The following is a 14,569-nucleotide window of genomic DNA, read 5'->3' as shown; positions in this document are numbered from 1 at the left end:
CACCTACATCGACTGAAGGGCCTTCGCGATCTCGGCCCTCTGGGCCTCGACACCGAGGTGGAACTGCTCCCGCTGCCCGGCGTCGAGGGCGAACGGAGGTTCCTTCCGCGTCGGCAGGAGATCGGGGATCGACCGGAACAGCACCGCCGCCTCCGCTCCCCGCCCCTTGTTGTGCGCAGTGATCAGGTACTTCCCGACCCGCCACAGATGCTCGTTGAGCACCTTCGACGGTGATCTCACGATGTCCTTCACCGTCGAGGGCAGGCCCAGCGAATGATGCGGTCCGTCGCTGCACTTCTGCAGCGCTGCCAATGCGGCGTAGAGCTGTCCGCAGCGGAATGCCTCCGCGTGCCGGCTGTTCGGCATGGAGCCCCTTGTCGCAGTCGTCGACGTCGTTCCCGAGTCCGTCAGCGGACATCACTACCCGGGTCCCCCACCGGCCGAACCCGCCCGCCCGGCGTGCGGAAGCCCGGCCGAGGGCGCCCCGTTCACCCCGGGTGGTCCTAGGACCACCCGAGTACCGTCTCCGACCATGGGCCGAGAATTGTTGCAGCGGGATGAAATCCGCAGCTGACCGCGTTGGTGACGTGCGGTAGGTCAGGCGGGACAGCGGGGCGGACTGGAGGCACGGGGTGGCGGGCACGAAGGTGCAGGGCGCGGAGGAACAGGGCGCCGACCAGCAGGGGTGGGGCCGGCGGCTGACCGGATACGCGTGGCGTTACCGGCGCAACGTCGTGCTGGCACTCGGGTCGTCGCTCGCCGGTATGGCCGTGATGGCCCTCGTCCCGCTGATCACCAAGGTGATCATCGACGATGTCGTCGGCGACCACACCCGTTCCCTCGGCGTCTGGACCGGCCTCCTCATCGGCGCCGCCGTCCTCGTCTACGCCGCCACCTTCGTCCGCCGCTACTACGGCGGCCGGCTCGCCCTCGACGTACAGCACGACCTGCGTACCGAGATGTACACGACGATCACCCGGCTCGACGGGAAGCGGCAGGACGAGCTGTCCACCGGACAGGTCGTCGGGCGTGCCACCAGCGACCTGCAGCTGATCCAGGGGCTCCTCTTCATGCTCCCGATGACCATCGGGAACATCCTGCTCTTCATCATCTCCCTGGTGATCATGGCGTGGCTCTCGCTGCCCCTCACCCTCATCGCCCTCGCCGTCGCCCCCGCCCTCTGGTTCATCGCCCGCCGCTCCCGCACCCGCCTCTTCCCCGCCACCTGGTACGCGCAGAGCCAGGCCGCCGCCGTCGCCGGAGTGGTCGACGGGGCCGTGTCCGGAGTCAGGGTCGTCAAGGGGTTCGGGCAGGAGGAACAGGAGACGGGCAAGCTCCGCGAGGTCAGCCGCCGGCTCTTCGCGGGCCGGCTGCGCACCATCCGGCTGAACTCCCGCTACACCCCCGCCCTCCAGGCCGTCCCCGCGTTCGGCCAGGTCGCCATGCTGGCGCTCGGCGGCTGGCTCGCCACCCGCGGCGAGATCACCCTCGGCACGTTCGTCGCCTTCTCCACCTACCTCGCCCAGCTTGTCGGCCCCGTCCGGATGCTCGCCGTGGTCCTGACCGTCGGCCAGCAGGCACGGGCCGGTGTGGAGCGCGTCCTGGAGCTGATCGACACCGAACCGTCCATGCAGGACGGTACGAAGGCGCTCCCGGCCGACGCCCCCGCCCGCGTCGAGTTCGACGACGTGCGCTTCGGCTACGACGAGGAGCGCCCCGTACTCGACGGCTTCTCCCTCACCGTCGAGCCCGGCGAGACGGTCGCCGTCGTCGGTGCCTCCGGCAGTGGCAAGTCCACCGTCGCGCTCCTGCTGCCCCGCTTCTACGACGTGACGCACGGCGCCGTCGTCGTCGGCGGCCACGACGTCCGCGAGCTGACCCAGAACTCGCTCCGGGCCGCCATCGGGCTCGTACCGGAGGACAGCTTCCTCTTCTCCGACACGATCCGCGCCAACATCGCGTACGGATTTCCGGGGGCCACCCAGGAGCGGATCGAGCAGGCCGCCCGCGCCGCCCAGGCCCACGGCTTCATCTCCGAGCTGCCCGAGGGGTACGACACCACGGTCGGCGAGCACGGGCTCACCCTCTCCGGCGGCCAGCGCCAGCGCGTCGCGCTCGCCCGCGCCATCCTCACCGACCCCCGACTGCTGCTCCTCGACGACGCCACCTCCGCCGTCGACGCCCGGGTGGAACACGAGATCCACGAGGCCCTGGCACAGGTCATGGCCGGCCGCACGACCCTGCTGATAGCGCACCGCCGCTCCACCCTCGGCCTCGCCGACCGCATCGCGGTCCTCGACCAGGGGCGGCTCGCGGACATCGGCACGCACGCGGAGCTGGAGCAGCGCTCGGCGCTCTACCGCCGGCTCCTCACCGACCCCGACGAACTGGGCGGCACCTCCCCGGGCCACCGGCCGGTCGTGACGGGGGCGCCCGAGGACGACGACCGCGCGCTCCAGGAGGAACTGGAGGCCGAGTTCGACGCCGAGCGCGGCGTCACCCCCGAGCTGTGGATCCGCAAGGAGGAGCAGCGCGACACGGCCGCGGCCGGAATGCCCGCGACCCCCGAGCTCCTCGCCCAGGTCGACGCGCTGCCGCCCGCCACGGACGCCCCGGGCATCGACGAGGCGAGCGCGGTCCGTCCCGAGGAGTCGTACGGGCTGCGCAGGCTGCTGCGCGGCTTCGGGCTCCCGCTGCTGGTGAGTCTGGCACTGGTCGCCGTCGACGCGGGCATGGGCCTGCTCCTGCCCGTACTGATCCGGCACGGCATCGACGACGGCGTCACCAAGATGGCGCTCGGCGCGGTCTGGGCGGCGGCGGGTCTCGGTCTGCTCGCGGTCCTCGTGCAGTGGGCGGCCCAGATCGGCGAGACCCGGATGACCGGTCGTACGGGCGAACGCGTGCTGTACTCGCTCCGCCTCAAGATCTTCGCGCAGCTCCAGCGGCTCGGCCTCGACTACTACGAGCGCGAGCTGACCGGCCGGATCATGACCCGGATGACGACGGACGTGGACGCGCTGTCCACCTTCCTCCAGACCGGGCTGGTCACGGCCTTCGTCTCCGTCGTCACCTTCTTCGGCATCACCGTCGTCCTGCTCGTCCTCGACGTCCAGCTGGCCCTGGTCGTCTTCGCGACGCTGCCGTTGCTGATCGTCGGCACGTTCTTCTTCCGCCGCAAGAGCGTCAAGGCGTACGAGCTGGCCCGGACACGCATCAGCGTCGTCAACGCCGACCTCCAGGAGTCCGTCTCCGGCCTGCGGATCGTGCAGGCGTTCCGGCGCGAGCAGGACGGCGCCGAGCAGTTCGCGGCCCGCAGCGACCACTACCGCCAGGCCCGGGTGCGCGGCCAGTGGCTGATCTCCGTGTACTTCCCGTTCGTGCAGCTGCTCGCCTCCGTCGCGGCGGCCGCCGTGCTGATCGTCGGCGCGGGCCGCGTCGACAACGGCACGCTGACCACGGGTGCGCTGGTCGCCTACCTCCTCTACATCGACCTGTTCTTCGCCCCCGTGCAGCAGCTGTCCCAGGTCTTCGACGGCTACCAGCAGGCCACGGTCTCCCTCGGCCGGATCCAGGAACTCCTCCGGGAGCCCACCTCCACGGCCCACCACGACGCGCCGCAGGACGTCTCCTCGCTGCGCGGCGAGATCGCCTTCGAGAACGTCTCCTTCGCCTACGGGTCCTTCGACGGCGAGAAGGGTGAGGAGGAGGCCCTCACAGGCATCGACCTGCGGATCCCGGCCGGTCAGACGGTCGCGTTCGTCGGTGAGACCGGAGCGGGGAAGTCCACGCTCGTCAAGCTCGTCGCCCGCTTCTACGACCCGACGAGCGGGCGGGTCACGGCGGACGGCACGGATCTGCGCGCACTCGACATGACCGCGTACCGGCACCGGCTCGGCGTCGTACCGCAGGAGTCCTACCTCTTCGCCGGTACGGTCCGCGACGCCATCGCCTACGGCCTGCCCGACGCCACCGACGCGCAGGTGGAGGCGGCGGCCAGGGGGGTCGGCGCGCACGACATGATCGCCACCCTGGAGGACGGCTACCTGCACGAGGTCGCCGAGCGGGGACGCAACCTCTCGGCCGGCCAGCGCCAGCTGATCGCCCTCGCCCGCGCCGAGCTGGTCGACCCCGACGTCCTCCTCCTCGACGAGGCGACGGCCTCCCTGGACCTCGCCAGCGAGGCCCTGGTCAACCAGGCCACCGACCGGCTGACCGGCCGCCGTACCACGCTCGTGGTGGCACACCGGCTGACGACGGCCGCCCGCGCCGACCGGGTCGTGGTGATGGACCACGGCAGGGTCGCCGAGGACGGCACGCACGACGAACTGCTCGCCAGGGGCGGGACGTACGCCCGGCTGTGGCGCACCTTCATAGGGGAGGACATAGGGGAGGACACACCGGCGGGTGTGTGACACCGTCCGGCCACTCCACCGGTTCCCGGAACCTTTCGGCCCGTCCCGGCGTCGTACGCACATACGTACATGTGTCTGGTGCGGCTCGGAATGTTCGATGGAACAGACGGAACAGGTGGGGTGGACGGGGTGGTGGGACCGCTGAGGCCGTCGAGACCGTCGGGAGGACCCGCAGGAGGGAGACGCGTGGCGGTCCTCCTGTTCGTCCTGCCGCTGCTCGGAGCCGTCGGGCTGGTACTCGGCCCCTCGGGTGCGGCCCACGCCGCGTCGGCCTGTTCCGGACGGCTGGTCAAGACGGTGACGTTCTCCACCGGCTCACTGCGCGTCTACGAGAGCCGCGCCTACGCGTGCGCCGTCACCGTCGCCGCCAAGCCGGGTGCGCGCCGCGCCATGCGCGTGTCCCTGCAGCCGCGCGGTGGCCGGGCGGCCGTCGACAGCGGCACGTTCACCAAGCTGGCCGGTCCGGTCACGGTCCACGCCCTCAACCGCTGCGTCCGTGCGTCCGGTTCCATCGCGGGCAAATCGGCATCCACCGGATGGATCCTGTGCTGACGTACAACTGGGTCTGGCGTTGCAGGTGTTACCCCGGCTAGGTTCGCGGCGACTGTCGTGAATCAAGGGGAGGGTGCATGCGCAAGGCGCTCAGAGGGGTCCTGTCGCTCGCGGTGCTCATAGGCACAGTGAGTGCGACGGGGGCCTCGGCCGGTGCGGCCACCGCCGCGGAACCGACCGCGAAGCAGAGCAGCGGCTCGACCAGCAGCAGCGAGAGCAGCAGCGAGGACATCAAGGACCGCATCCTGGCCATCCCGGGCATGAGTCTGATCGAGGAGAAGCCGTACCCCGGTTACCGCTACTTCGTCCTCAACTACACCCAGCCGATCGACCACAAGAGGCCGTCCAAGGGCACGTTCCAGCAGCGCATCACCCTGCTGCACAAGGACACGAGCCGCCCGACGGTCTTCTTCACCAGCGGCTACAACGTCTCGACCAACCCCAGCCGCAGCGAGCCGACGCAGATCATCGACGGCAACCAGGTCTCGCTGGAGTACCGCTTCTTCACCCCGTCCCGTCCCGCGCCGACGGACTGGTCGAAGCTCGACATCTGGCAGGCCGCCAGTGACCAGCACCGTGTCTTCACCGCGCTGAAGAAGATCTACTCCCAGAACTGGCTGACCACCGGCGGCTCCAAGGGCGGCATGACCGCCACCTACTTCGAGCGCTTCTACCCGAAGGACATGGACGGCGTCGTCGCCTACGTCGCGCCCAACGACGTGGTCAACAACGAGGACTCGGCGTACGACCGCTTCCTCGCCGGCGTCGGCACCAAGGAGTGCCGCGACCGGCTCTCCGGTGTCCAGCGCGAGGCCCTCGTCCGCCGCGGGCCGCTGGAGAAGAAGTACGAGGCGTACGCCGCCGAGAGCGGCTACACCTTCAACACCGTGGGCTCGCTCGACAAGGCGTACGAAGCCGTCGTCATGGACTACGTCTGGGCGTTCTGGCAGTACAGCCTGCTCGCCGACTGCGAGGCCATCCCGGCCGACGCCCCCAAGGCGACCGACGAGGAGATCTGGGACTCGATCGACGGCATCGCCGGCTTCGCGTCCTACGCCGACCAGGGCCTGGGGACGTACACGCCGTACTACTACCAGGCGGGTACGCAGCTCGGATCGCCCGACATCAGGCAGCCGTGGCTCGGCAACCTCAGCCGTTACGGGTACCAGCCGCCGCGCAACTTCGTACCGCGCGACATCTCCATGAAGTTCCAGCCGTCGGCGATGCGGGACATCGACAGCTGGGTCAGGAACAACGCCCGGCACATGCTGTACGTCTACGGGGAGAACGACCCGTGGGGTGCCGAGCCCTTCCGCCTCGGCAGGGGCGCGCGTGACAGCTACGTCTACACCGTGCCGGGCGGCAACCACGGTTCCAAGGTCGCCGGTCTCGTCGCCGACGAGAAGGCGAACGCCACCGCGGCCATCCTGCGCTGGGCCGGAGTGGCCCCCGCGGCCGTCGAGGCCGACCCGGCGAAGGCGAAGCCGCTCGCGAAGTTCGACGCGCGTCTGGACAAGCGGGACGCCGAGTCCGAGCGGGACGAGGGCACACTGCGGCCGTAGTCGGGCCTGTCCGGCCTGGCCGGCGACTACGCCGACGTGGGCTGTGCGCACCGGGGTTCACACCCGGCGCGCGCAGCCCACCGGCGTCTCCCCGCCCAGCTGCACGAAGAGATCCGTCGTGTCCGGGCACAGGCCGCGCCGCTCCACCGCGGAGCCGACCACGAACTCCGGTGGCCGCTCACCCGATCCGTCGCAGGCCGTCTCCCTGACCTCGCCCTCGCGCGAGCCGTAGACGCAGTCACCGACGACGGTCAGCGGGCCTCCACCCTGCCCCGGATCGCCCGGATGCGGGGACTCCAGATTGCGCATGCACGCGTACCCGCCGGGCACGGCCGGCTCCTGGGAGGAGCCGCGCCCCGAGACGTGCAGGACGAAATCGGTCGAGGGCGGGCAGGCCGGCCCCTCCGAGGGCGCACCCGTGTACCGCGTCAGTACCCGCGCCGCCGCCTTCTCGCTGCGGCACGACACCTCACGGACCACGTCCCCGCGCGAACTGCAGTCGGCGGGCCCCAGGAACACCACCCCGTAGCCCGACGGCGCGGTACTGTCCCGCAGCCCGTCGGCCGCCCCGGGCCCCGAGGCGCCCACGGGCTGCCCGCAGGCGCTCAGGGACAGCGCCGCGAGTGCGGACAGCAGGGCGCGCAGGACGCCCGGGACACGGTGCTCGTACATGGTCGACCCCCCGATACGTCCGTGAAGACGTACACCCAGCGTGACCCGCCGGAGCGGGCACACGCCAGGCGAGCGGGGGGCTTTGCGCTCTTCGGTGCCGGTACGCCTATGGTGCGGCGTACGTCTGGTACGACAGTCCGTAGCCGACCGGGTACAGCGCCTGCGCGGGGATGTCCGCACGCTGTACCGGGACCGGCAGCTTGCCCCGGGGTTCGGCCCGCCCCGCGATCACCCGGGCGGCGGCCCGGAGTTCGACGTCCGTCCAGGAGTACGCGGCGAGGCTCGCGGCGTAACCGGTGCCGGCCAGTTGGGCGATGTCGTACGGGTTACGGATCGCGACGGTGATGACCGGGACCCCGGTCGCCGTGAGGGCCTGGACGAGGGTGCGCTGGGAGCTCGTCGCGGTGACGTTGTACGTCCCCACGATCACGGCGTCCTTGCCCTGCGCGGCGGCCACGGCTTCGGCGATCTTCGCCGGGGCGGGAGCGGTGCCGGTGGACAGGGCGGTGGCCGTGTACCCCAGCTCCTCGAACGCCGCGGCGAGCGTCGTGGTCGGTGGTCCGGTCGAGCCCGACGGGGAGGCGGGATCGGCGCCGACCACGAGCAGGTTCCGGTGGGAGCGGCGGGAGAGCGGCAGCAGCGAACCGGCGTTGGCGAGCAGCGTGGTCGTGCGCTCGGCGATCCGGTCGGCGGCGGCGAGATGGGTACGGATGCCCACGGTGCGGTCCACGCCCCGGTGGGTGACGTAGGGGTCCCGGAACAGGCCCAGCTTCGACTTCAGCCGCAGGATGCGCAGGATCGATTCCTCGATGCGGGCCTCGCTGATCTCGCCGTTCCGCACGGCGTCGAGGACGGCATTCCACGCCACGGAGAGGTTCGGCGGGTTGAGCAGCTGGTCGACGCCTGCCTGCAGGGCGAGCACGGGGACGCGCTCGTCGCCGTACTTCGTGCGCACGCCCTCCATGCCGAGCGAGTCGGTGACCACGACACCGTCGTAGCCGAGCTCCTCGCGCAGGATGCCGGTGAGGATCGGCCGGGACAGGGTGGCCGGATCCTCCGAGGGGTCCAGGGCCGGCACCACGATGTGGGCCGTCATGATCGAGTCGATGCCCGCGGCGACGGCCGCCCGGAACGGCGGGGCGTCCAGCTCCGCCCACTGCTCGCGGGTGTGGTGGATGTAGGGCAGGCCCGTGTGGCTGTCGGTGCTGGTGTCGCCGTGGCCGGGGAAGTGCTTGGCCGTGGAGGCGATTCCGGAGCTCTGGTAGCCCTTCACCTGGGCGGCGACCAGGCCGGCCACCGACTCCGGGTCGGAGCCGAAGGAGCGTACGCCGATGACAGGGTTGGCCGGATTGACGTTGACGTCCGCGTCCGGCGCGTAGTTCTGGTTGATGCCGAGCGCGGCCAGCTCGGCCCCGGCGATCCGGCCGGCCGTGCGCGCGTCGGAGCGCGAGCCGCCCGCGCCGAGCGCCATCGCGCCGGGCATCAGGGTGGCGGGCTCACCGACGCGGCAGACGATCCCGTGTTCCTGGTCCGTGGAGACGAGGAGCGGCAGGGGAGTGGGCCCGGCGAGCCCGGCGCGCTGGATGCCGTTGGACAGGTCCGCGATCTGGTGCGGGTCGCGGGTGTTGTGCGCCCAGGCGAAGTAGATGATGCCGCCGACGTGGTACGTGGAGATCAGCTCGGCCGCGGTGCGCACGCCGATCTCGGCGAGGTTGGCGTCGATGTCCGCCTGGTCGGGTGCGGTGGCGGAGTGCCCGTACACCCGCATCACGAAGAGCTGGCCGACCTTCTCCTCCAGGCTCATCCGGGCGATGAGCCGCTTGAGACGGCTGTCCGTGGAGGTGCCCGTGGATGCCTGGGCGGCCCCGGGAACGGCGGCGACGCCGGTCGCTGCCGCGGCGACGGTGGCCGCGGTGGCGGTGAGAAGAGTGCGTCTGGAGGTGCGGTGGTGCACGTGAGCTCCTTCCGGTGCTGAAAGAAACTTCCAAGAAGGTACGGATATATGGAAAGTAACTACCAGTCAAGAGGACCACCCGATAAAGGCAGTGACACGCGGAAGGACGGGTGGACATGCCCGGACATGGCCCACACCCGTGCCAGGCGGCGGGGGCCGCGTGCCCTCCCGTGCCGTGCGGCGGAAGGTGTGCCTCCGTGCCGTGCGAGGGACGTGTGCCTCCCATGCGGTGCGGCGGGGCGCCTGCCACCCGTGCCGTGCGGCGGGGGGCGTGCCCCCCGGGGCTACGTCAGCCCCGCCCCCGCGCCGTGCCCCTGAAGTGCCGCCACCGCCGCGGTGATCGCGGGCCGCCGCGCCGCCTCCGTACGCCACAGCGCGTACAGCCGTCGCACCGGTACGGGATCCAGCCGCACCTCCACCACGCCCGGTGGGAGCGGCCCCCGCCCCAGTCGCGGAATCATCGCCACGCCGAGCCCCGCGGCAACCAGGGCCAGTTGGGTGTGGTTCTCCTCAGCCCGATGGCGGATGTCCGGCTCGTACCCCGCCGCCCGCAGCGTCCGTACGAGCCAGTCGTGGCACACCGTGCCGGGCGGCTGGCACACCCACCGCTCCTGGGCCAGCTCCTCACGCCGCACCGCCGTCCGCCCGGTGAGCGCGTGCCCCTCCGGCACCAGCAGATCGCACCGGTCGTCGCCGATGACCGCCTGCGCCACCCCCTCCGGCGCGGGCAGCGGCGCGATGTCCCAGTCGTGTGCCACGGCGAGATCGATCACGCCCTTCGCCACCAGGTCGACCGAGAGGTGCGGATCGACCTCGGTGAGCCGGGCGTCCACCGAAGGGTGCTCCCGCTGCAGCTGTGCCAGCACGCCGGGCAGCAGGCCCCGCGCCGCGGACGCGAACGCGCCGATCGACAGCCGCCCCGTCGGCAGCCCCCTGCGCTCCTCCAGTGTCGTCTCGGCCTGCTCCACGATGGCCATCAACTGCTGTGCCGTAGAGGCGAGGTGGAGTGCGTCCTCGGTGAGCGCCACCCCGCGCCCGCGCCGTTCGAGAAGGGTCGTCCTGGTCTCCCGTTCCAGCTTGGTGATCTGCTGGGAGACCGCGGAGGCCGTGTATCCGAGCGCCGCTGCCGCGCCCGCGACGGAGCCGTGGACGGAGACGGCGTGCAGGGCGCGCAGCCGGGACAGATCGAGCACGGGAGCCTCCCGGAAGAGCAAAGCATGAGCAGCGCTTAATCCAACCATGAAGAAATCCGCGCTGGTGCTACACGGTCCCCGCATCCGATCCTCGGTGCATGCGTCCCCTCCACATCGCCCTGGCCGCGCTCGTCGCCGCCGTCTGGGGCGTGAACTTCGTCGTCATCGAGGTCGGCCTCGCCCACTTCCCGCCCCTGCTCTTCTCCGCCCTGCGCTTCCTCGTGGCCGCGCTGCCCGCCGTGTTCCTCGTCGGGCGGCCCACCGTCGCATGGAAGTGGATCATCGGTGTGGGCCTCGTCCTCGGGATGGCCAAGTTCGGGCTGCTCTTCATCGGCATGGACCGCGGGATGCCCGCCGGGCTCTCCTCCCTCGTCCTCCAGGTCCAGGCGGTCTTCACCGCCCTGTTCGCGGCCCTGGCGCTCGGTGAACGGCCGGGCAGGGCCCGCGTGCTGGGGATGGGCGTTGCCCTCGCGGGCATCGGGGTCGCGGCGGTGGACGAGGGGGCGGGCGGACCCGTGCTCGCCTTCGTCCTGGTCGTGGCGGCGGCAGCCTGCTGGGGCGTGTCGAACGTGCTCACCCGCAAGGCCGCGCCGACGGACTCCCTCAACTTCATGGTGTGGGTGTCGACGGTGCCGGTACTGCCGCTGCTCGGCCTGTCCCTGCTCATCGAGGGCCCGGACCGCGATGCCCGGGCCCTCGCGGCGCTCGACTGGAGCGGCGTCGGCATCATCGTCTACGTCGCCTGGGTCACCACGGTCTTCGGCTTCGGGGCCTGGGGCTTCCTCCTCCGCCACCACCCGGCCTCGTCCGTGGCCCCGTTCACCCTGCTCGTGCCGGTCTTCGGCATGTCCTCCGCCGCACTGTTCCTCGGCGAGTCGGTGAGCCCACTGCGATGGTGCGCGGCGGCGCTGCTGGTCGGCGGGGTGGCACTGACGTCCCTGGCGGGGCGGCGCACGGCCGCCCCGCAGGCGCCGGAGGTGCAGCCGGCACCGGTCTGAGGGCTACTGCTTCGGTGCGCCGAGCCGCAGAAGGTACTCCCGTGCGCCGGCCAGCAGCCCCGGCAGCTCCGGTGCGCCGGGGTGCCAGCGCTTCTCGTACTCCCAGCAGACCCAGCTGTCGGCATCCAGCGTGTCCAGGCAGGCCCGCAACGGCAGCACGCCGTCCCCCAGGGCCAGCGGCGCGGTGTCCGCGGCCGACGCGATGTCCTTCACCTGCACGTATCCCAGGTGCGGGGCGAGTACCGCATGGCTGGCCACCGGCTCCTCGCCCGCCAGCCAGGTGTGCATGACGTCCCAGATCGCGCCGATCTGCCCGTGCCCGACGGTCCCCACCACGCGGGCCACGTCGGCCCCGGCGCGGTGCGAGTCGTGTGTCTCCAGGAGGATCCGTACGCCCATGTCGGCGGCGTGCGGAGCCGCGGCGCCCAGCCGCCGGGCGGCGGTCGCGTCGGCCTCGGCGGGATCCTGGCCACCGCCGCCGGGGAACACGCGGACGTTGGCCGCCCCCAGATCGCGGGCCAGCTCCACCAGCCCGGCGAGCTCGGCCAGGACCGGCTCGTCGTCACCCTCGGCGGCGATCCGCACGTACCCGGCGAGGGTCAGGACCTCGACCCCGCCGTTCTTGAACTCCTCGACCACAGCAGCCCGTTCGAGCGGCGTGAGCCCCAGGTGTACGGGCTCCTCGGGATGGGTGCGCAGCTCCACCCCCTGGTACCCGTGCCCGGCGGCGAGCCGTACCACCTCGGCCACGGGCAGCCCGGGTACTCCGAGGGTCGAAAAAGCGAGCTTCACGATGTAGTCCTTCCGTCGATGCCGGGCTGATCGGTACCCCCGTTCCCGCGAGGGAATCCTCACGCCACCCGCGGCGGCGCCGTCGAGCCGCGGACCATCAGTTCCGCCGAGATCGTCGCTATGCCCCCGGTCGGCGGCTTCTCCTTGCCCATCGCCAGCCGGCCGGCCCGCGCCCCGGCCTCGAACAGCGGCAGCCGTACGGTCGTCAGTGCCGGTACCGCGTCCACCGAGAACGGCAGATCGTCGAAGCCCGCCACCGAGACGTCCTCGGGGATGCGGAGCCCGCGCTCCCGGATCGCCGCGCCGGCACCCAGTGCCACGGTGTCGTTGGCGGCCACGACGGCCGTCACGTCCGGTTCCCTGCGCAGGAGTTCGAGGGTGGCTTCGTAACCGGACCGGCGGTCGTACGGACCGTGGACGGTGAGCCGCTCCTCGTCCCCGTACAGTCCCGCCGCCTTCATCGCCTCGCGGTGGCCCTCCAGGCGGTGCCGTGTGGTGGTGCGCTCCAGCGGTCCCGCGACATACGCGATGCGCCGGTGGCCGAGCGAGACGAGGTGCTCGGTGAGCCGCCGGCCGCCGCCCCGGTTGTCGAAGGCGAGCGAGGCCACGACCGCGTCGCTGTCCGGCAGCGGCGGGCGTCCGCAGAACACGATGCGGGTACCGGCGTCCGCGAGCTTCGCCAGCTTCGTGGCCATCGCGGCCTGGTGGGCCGGGTCCTCCAGGGCGCCACCGGTCAGGACGACGGCTGCGGCGCGCTGGCGCTGGAGCAGGGTCAGGTAGGTGAGTTCACGCTCGGGGGAGCCGCCGGTGTTGCAGACGACGGCGAGCTTCTCGCCGCCCCCGCGGCCCGTTCCGTCGCCGGGTCCGCCGATCTCGGTCTGCGCGGCCCCGGCCATGATCCCGAAGAAGGGGTCGGCGATGTCGTTGACCAGGATCCCGACCAGGTCGGACGTCGAGGCGGCGAGCGAACTGGCGGGGCCGTTCAGGACGTAGTCGAGGTCGTCGACGGCACGCAGGACCCGCTCCCGGGTGGACGCGGCCACCGGGTAGTTGCCGTTCAGCACGCGGGACACGGTGGCCGGGGACACCCGGGCGCGAGCCGCCACGTCCGCCAGGGTGACTGTCATCGCTCTCCTCCGAGGAGTTGTGGCGCGGCCCCTCTTGTCCGGGCCGCTGTCGGCAGGCTAGCGTCATACCAAATAGAAAGCGCTTGCTACGGCTTTATGGAGGGAACTTCGTGACACGCAGGACAGTGCGCATCGCCATGAACGGCGTCACGGGTCGCATGGGATACCGGCAGCACCTGGTGCGCTCGATCCTCGCGATCCGCGAGCAGGGCGGCCTCGACCTCGGCGACGGCGAGGTGCTGTGGCCCGAACCCGTCCTCGTCGGCCGCCGCGCCCACGCGCTGGAGGCACTCGCCGCACAGCACGGTCTGACCGAGTGGTCGACCGATCTGGACGCGGTACTCGCCGACGAAACGATCGACATCTACTTCGACGCCCAGGTCACCTCGGCCCGCGTCGAGGCGATCAAGAAGGCCATCGCGGCCGGCAAGCACATCTACACCGAGAAGCCCACCGCCACGGATGTCGAGGGCGCCCTGGACCTGGCCCGCCTCGCCCGCGACGCCGGGATCAAGCACGGTGTCGTCCAGGACAAGATCTTCCTGCCGGGCCTGCTGAAGCTGAAGCGCCTCATCGACGGCGGCTTCTTCGGCGAGATCCTGTCCGTGCGCGGCGAGTTCGGCTACTGGGTGTTCGAAGGCGACTGGCAGGAGGCCCAGCGGCCGTCCTGGAACTACCGCGCGGAGGACGGCGGCGGCATCGTCGTCGACATGTTCCCGCACTGGGAGTACGTGCTGCACGAACTGTTCGGCCAGGTCACGAGCGTGTCCGCGCACGTGCAGACACACATTCCGCAGCGCTGGGACGAGCAGGGCAAGCCCTACGCCGCCACCGCCGACGACGCCGCGTACGGCACCTTCCAGCTGGCGAGCGGCGCCGTCGCTCAGATCAACTCCTCCTGGACGGTCCGCGTCAACCGCGACGAACTCGTCGAGTTCCAGGTCGACGGCACCCACGGCTCCGCCGTCGCCGGACTGCGCAACTGCCGCGTCCAGCACCGCTCGGCCACCCCGAAGCCGGTCTGGAACCCGGACCTGCCGGTCACCGAGCCGTTCCGCGACCAGTGGCAGGAAGTCCCCGACAACGCCGTCTTCGACAACGGCTTCAAGGCCCAGTGGGAGCTCTTCCTGCGCCACATCGTCCTCGACGAGCCCTACACCTGGGACCTGATGGCCGGCGCCCGTGGTGTCCAGCTCGCCGAGCTCGGCCTCAAGTCCTCCGCCGAGGGCCGGCGCTTCGACGTCCCGGAGCTGACCCTTTGAAACCTCCCCATCGTGAACGAGGGGGATTCCTGGCTCACTTCGCCT

The 14,569-nt window shown here is 71.4% G+C and carries 11 protein-coding genes; 5 read left to right on the top strand and 6 right to left on the bottom strand.

Annotated elements, in window-relative coordinates; translation table 11 throughout:
- Window positions 1–3: 3 nt before the first annotated feature.
- Window positions 4–366, bottom strand: a complete 363-nt coding sequence (locus ABZS61_RS18920) for a hypothetical protein (RefSeq protein ID WP_356421999.1) — start codon at window positions 364–366, stop codon at window positions 4–6.
- A gap of 281 nt (window positions 367–647) precedes the next feature.
- Here ABZS61_RS18920 and ABZS61_RS18915 point away from each other — a divergent pair, with 281 nt between their 5' ends.
- From ABZS61_RS18915 to ABZS61_RS18905, 3 genes are all read left to right on the top strand, one after another.
- Window positions 648–4,412, top strand: coding sequence for an ABC transporter ATP-binding protein (locus tag ABZS61_RS18915; RefSeq protein ID WP_356422502.1), 3,765 nt, complete (start codon window positions 648–650; stop codon window positions 4,410–4,412).
- A 69-nt stretch (window positions 4,413–4,481) separates the two neighbouring features.
- Window positions 4,482–4,964, top strand: a complete 483-nt coding sequence (locus ABZS61_RS18910) for a hypothetical protein (protein WP_356421996.1) — start codon at window positions 4,482–4,484, stop codon at window positions 4,962–4,964.
- A 77-nt stretch (window positions 4,965–5,041) separates the two neighbouring features.
- The gene (locus tag ABZS61_RS18905) at window positions 5,042–6,526 is read left to right on the top strand and encodes a S28 family serine protease (protein ID WP_356421993.1); all 1,485 of its coding nucleotides are present in this window, start codon (window positions 5,042–5,044) and stop codon (window positions 6,524–6,526) included.
- A gap of 57 nt (window positions 6,527–6,583) precedes the next feature.
- On the opposite strand, the gene ABZS61_RS18900 is transcribed toward ABZS61_RS18905, so the two are convergent.
- The 3 genes from ABZS61_RS18900 to ABZS61_RS18890 all read right to left on the bottom strand — a co-directional run bounded on the left by ABZS61_RS18900 (window position 6,584) and on the right by ABZS61_RS18890 (window position 10,345).
- Entirely contained in the window at window positions 6,584–7,198 is a 615-nt protein-coding gene (locus tag ABZS61_RS18900) for a hypothetical protein (RefSeq protein WP_356421990.1), read from the bottom strand.
- 106 nt (window positions 7,199–7,304) lie between these two features.
- Window positions 7,305–9,152, bottom strand: coding sequence for a glycoside hydrolase family 3 protein (locus ABZS61_RS18895; RefSeq protein WP_356421987.1), 1,848 nt, complete (start codon window positions 9,150–9,152; stop codon window positions 7,305–7,307).
- A 284-nt stretch (window positions 9,153–9,436) separates the two neighbouring features.
- The gene (locus ABZS61_RS18890) at window positions 9,437–10,345 is read right to left on the bottom strand and encodes a LysR substrate-binding domain-containing protein (protein WP_356421984.1); all 909 of its coding nucleotides are present in this window, start codon (window positions 10,343–10,345) and stop codon (window positions 9,437–9,439) included.
- Window positions 10,346–10,443: 98 nt separating this feature from the next.
- On the opposite strand from ABZS61_RS18890, the gene ABZS61_RS18885 reads away from it, so the two are divergent.
- A complete protein-coding gene (locus ABZS61_RS18885) occupies window positions 10,444–11,343 on the top strand; it encodes an EamA family transporter (RefSeq protein ID WP_356421981.1) in 900 nt (299 codons plus the stop codon).
- A gap of 3 nt (window positions 11,344–11,346) precedes the next feature.
- Here the strand turns inward: ABZS61_RS18885 and ABZS61_RS18880 are convergent, their stop codons facing one another.
- Window positions 11,347–12,135 (bottom strand): sugar phosphate isomerase/epimerase family protein, encoded by a 789-nt coding sequence (locus ABZS61_RS18880; RefSeq protein WP_356421978.1) that lies wholly within the window; start codon window positions 12,133–12,135, stop codon window positions 11,347–11,349.
- Window positions 12,136–12,194: 59 nt separating this feature from the next.
- Window positions 12,195–13,262 (bottom strand): LacI family DNA-binding transcriptional regulator, encoded by a 1,068-nt coding sequence (locus ABZS61_RS18875; RefSeq protein ID WP_356421975.1) that lies wholly within the window; start codon window positions 13,260–13,262, stop codon window positions 12,195–12,197.
- A 110-nt stretch (window positions 13,263–13,372) separates the two neighbouring features.
- On the opposite strand from ABZS61_RS18875, the gene ABZS61_RS18870 reads away from it, so the two are divergent.
- Window positions 13,373–14,524: a Gfo/Idh/MocA family oxidoreductase gene (locus ABZS61_RS18870; RefSeq protein ID WP_356421972.1), complete on the top strand. Its 1,152-nt coding sequence runs from the start codon at window positions 13,373–13,375 to the stop codon at window positions 14,522–14,524.
- The last annotated feature ends 45 nt before the right edge of the window (window positions 14,525–14,569 follow it).

The sequence above is a fragment of the Streptomyces sp. NPDC005566 genome, assembly GCF_040605575.1.
In the GTDB taxonomy this organism is placed as follows: Bacteria; Actinomycetota; Actinomycetes; order Streptomycetales; family Streptomycetaceae; genus Streptomyces.
The sequence above is the reverse complement of the archived record's forward strand: the minus strand, read 5'-3'. Positions and strand labels throughout refer to the sequence as shown.

Bases quoted from the DNA above. Each gene is read 5' to 3' on its own strand.
- ABZS61_RS18910 (WP_356421996.1), top strand. From the start codon at position 4,482: ATGTGTCTGGTGCGGCTCGGAATGTTCGATGGAACAGACGGAACAGGT.
- ABZS61_RS18905 (WP_356421993.1), top strand. From the start codon at position 5,042: ATGCGCAAGGCGCTCAGAGGGGTCCTGTCGCTCGCGGTGCTCATAGGC.
- ABZS61_RS18900 (WP_356421990.1), bottom strand. From the start codon at position 7,198: ATGTACGAGCACCGTGTCCCGGGCGTCCTGCGCGCCCTGCTGTCCGCA.
- ABZS61_RS18875 (WP_356421975.1), bottom strand. From the start codon at position 13,262: ATGACAGTCACCCTGGCGGACGTGGCGGCTCGCGCCCGGGTGTCCCCG.
- ABZS61_RS18920 (WP_356421999.1), bottom strand. From the start codon at position 366: ATGCCGAACAGCCGGCACGCGGAGGCATTCCGCTGCGGACAGCTCTAC.
- ABZS61_RS18885 (WP_356421981.1), top strand. From the start codon at position 10,444: ATGCGTCCCCTCCACATCGCCCTGGCCGCGCTCGTCGCCGCCGTCTGG.